This window comes from Nocardia carnea (assembly GCF_029868325.1).
Taxonomy (GTDB): domain Bacteria; phylum Actinomycetota; class Actinomycetes; order Mycobacteriales; family Mycobacteriaceae; genus Nocardia; species Nocardia carnea_C.
In genome coordinates this window covers 1-2,700 of sequence record NZ_JARWNW010000245.1, presented here as the reverse complement: position 1 = coordinate 2,700, position 2,700 = coordinate 1, and the positions used below count along the sequence as shown (strand labels likewise).

2 protein-coding genes are annotated in these 2,700 nt (G+C 69.6%); both read right to left on the bottom strand.

Annotated elements, in window-relative coordinates:
• Positions 1 to 324: 324 nt before the first annotated feature.
• Complete coding sequence (locus QH196_RS21630) at positions 325 to 1,287, bottom strand: hexose kinase (RefSeq protein ID WP_280417638.1); 963 nt, start codon at positions 1,285 to 1,287, stop codon at positions 325 to 327.
• Positions 1,288 to 1,384: 97 nt separating this feature from the next.
• Positions 1,385 to 2,386, bottom strand: a complete 1,002-nt coding sequence (locus QH196_RS21625; RefSeq protein ID WP_280417637.1) for an XdhC family protein — start codon at positions 2,384 to 2,386, stop codon at positions 1,385 to 1,387.
• Between the last annotated feature and the right edge of the window lie 314 nt (positions 2,387 to 2,700).

The following is a 2,700-nucleotide window of genomic DNA, read 5'->3' as shown; positions in this document are numbered from 1 at the left end:
CGCGCCCCGGGGGTTTCCCCCCCCCTTGGCCCCGTGTGCCCCCGCCCCTACCCCCGCGGCCCCCCCTAATTCCCCCGCCGCTTCACTCCTGGCACGGGCCGAAACCTTTCAGGGCCTCGCTGAACTCGGCGCCGCCGTTCGTTGTGTTGGGTTTTCTCGGTCGGGACTGTTGAAGGCCTCGCTGGACTCGCTGCCGCTGTTGGTTGTGTTGGGTCTCGTGGGTCGGAACAGTTGAGGGCTTCGCTGAACTCGGCATCGCCGGGCGGTTTGTTCCGTTGTGTGTCCCGCTTTCGGTGGGGTGCCGGGTGGCAGGCCGGCGGTTGTTCAGGCTCGGGGCGATTCAGAACTCGGCGTTTCCAATTCGGAAACCACGACGGTAGGGGTGAGGTGGCCGCGTAGGCGGCGGTCGATCTCGCCGGCCACCGGAATCACCACGGACGCCGCCGAGGTGGCGACCGCGTCCACCAGGATCGCCGGCCAGTCGGGCGGGTTCGCATCGGCCAGGGCGGCGATCACCGCCGCCGCTACGGTATCGCCTGCGCCGGTAGGGTTTCCGGTGAGCGGTTCGGGCAGATGGGCATCCCAGGCGCCGTCGGCGGTTACCGCGACCATGCCCAGCGGGCCGCGCGTGATGATCACCGCCCCGGCCCCGCGATCCACCAGCGGCCGGGCCGCGGCGACCAGCGCGGCCGGCGTCTCGGCGCCGGACTTCGTCAGCTCCTCGAACTCCGCCAGCCCGGGTAGCAACACCACGCCGGGTACCCGCGACGCCATCCGCAACGCGGGTCCGTCCAGATCGCATACCGTCGGCACGCGGGCCTCCAGCGCCGCTTGGGCGATCCGGGCAGGTAGGCCCGGATCGATCCCTTCGGGTAGCGAGCCGGCGATCACCAGCCCCGAGATATGCGCCAGCATGCCCGAAACCCGCACCTCGAGCTGTTCGGAAGCATGCGGGTTGGCGACCCGGGCGCCCGGTTCACGCAACGCGGTCGCGGTGCCGGTATCGGATTCGCTGATCACCACGGTGCGCCGCACCCACGGCAGGGCGTGCACGAAATCCACCGGCACCTCGGCCTCGGCCGCGGCGGCGAAGGCATGATCCGCGAAACCGGTGGCCCGGGCGTAGCGGCCCAGCTGATTCAGCACCCGGGTCACATTGATGCCCTTGCCGCCGAGACGCTGCTCCACCGATTTGACCCGATGCGTCCGGCCGCAGGTGAAATTCTCGACCCGGTAGGTCACATCGTATGCGGGATTCATTGTCACGGTGAGGATCACGAGAACCACTGTCCACGAGAGTCGGCGCGCCGCAAATCCGGGCGGACGGCGGGCGCGGATGAGGTGGGTCGCCGGCCGCTCCGGCTCCGGCGCGGAAAGTACGGAATCAGATCGCCGCCTCCGCGGGGAACGCGACGGTGATGCGGCCCAGCCGGCCGTTCCGGGCTGCCACCATCTCCGCGGCCACCGCAAGTGCGGTCTCGGTGGCGGTCGCGGGGCCGATATCCATACCGGCCGGTGCGTGCAACCGCGCCAGCATCGCCTCGTCGAACCCGCTGGCACGTAGCTCGTCTAGGCGGCGCGCGCAGGTGAGCGCCGACCCCGCCACTCCGATATAGCCGACCTCCGGTAGGCGCAGCGCCACCGTGAGCAGCGGAATCTCGAACTGTGGATCGTGGGTGGCCAGCACGATTCCGGTCGAGGCGTCCACTTCGCCCTCGGCGACCAGCACATTCAGATACCGGTGCGGCCAATCGCAGACCACCTCCGCACCCGGGAAAGATTCCGGCACGGCGAATGCGGGCCGGGGATCGCAGATGGCCACGCGATAGCCCAGTAGCTGGGCCTGCGCGGCGAGCGCGGCGGTGGTTGTATTGGCGCCGAAGATCACCAGCAGCGGCGGCGGGGCGAACGACGCGACGAAGATATCGGACTGCGGTAGTGATACCAGCTCGGTCGCATGCCGTTTATCGGTGATCAGATGCTGCCCGATCATCCCGGGCTCCGGATTCCAGACCACGGTGAAAACCGTTACCCGCCGATGTTCGGCTATTTCGGCGGCCACGGCCGGGAATTCCGGGAAATGGCCGCGCGAGAAGGGTTCGGTGAACACATCGATGATCCCGCCGTCGCCCGCCGATTCGGCGCCGGGCACGGTGAGCCGGTGTAAAGAGCGCTGACCGGTACGTGCCGATTGCACGGTGGCCTCGTAGACGGTGTCCTCGATACCGGTGGAGGCCATGGATCCGTAGATCATTCCGTCCGGATTCACGAGCATTGCCGTTCCCACCGGAATATCCACATACCCACCCGTGCGCACGATGGTGGCCAGCCCGCCGGTCCGGCCCGAACGCCACACTTCGAGCAGGTCGTCGACGATATCGCGCATCAACAGCTCCGATCCCACCGTGCTGCGGAGGGCAGGCGCTCACCATCGGCACCTGTCACCGATGACCGCGCACGTGACGGACACCCTAGCGTTGTTCGGTGAGAATTTGGCACGGCTGCGAAAATCTCATCCGGCGGGCATATGAATGGGTGGCAAAAACTTATGGGGCTGTGTTGTCGGGGGGGGGGGGGGGGGGGGGGGGGGGGGGGGGGGGGGGGGGGGGGGGGGGGGGGGGGGGGGGGGGGGGGGGGGGGGGGGGGGGGGGGGGGGGGGGGGGGGGGGGGGGGGGGGGGGGGGGGGGGGGGGGGGGGGGG

Excerpts from the sequence above, each read along its gene's own strand:
- QH196_RS21625 (WP_280417637.1), bottom strand. The coding sequence starts at position 2,386 with ATGCGCGATATCGTCGACGACCTGCTCGAAGTGTGGCGTTCGGGCCGG.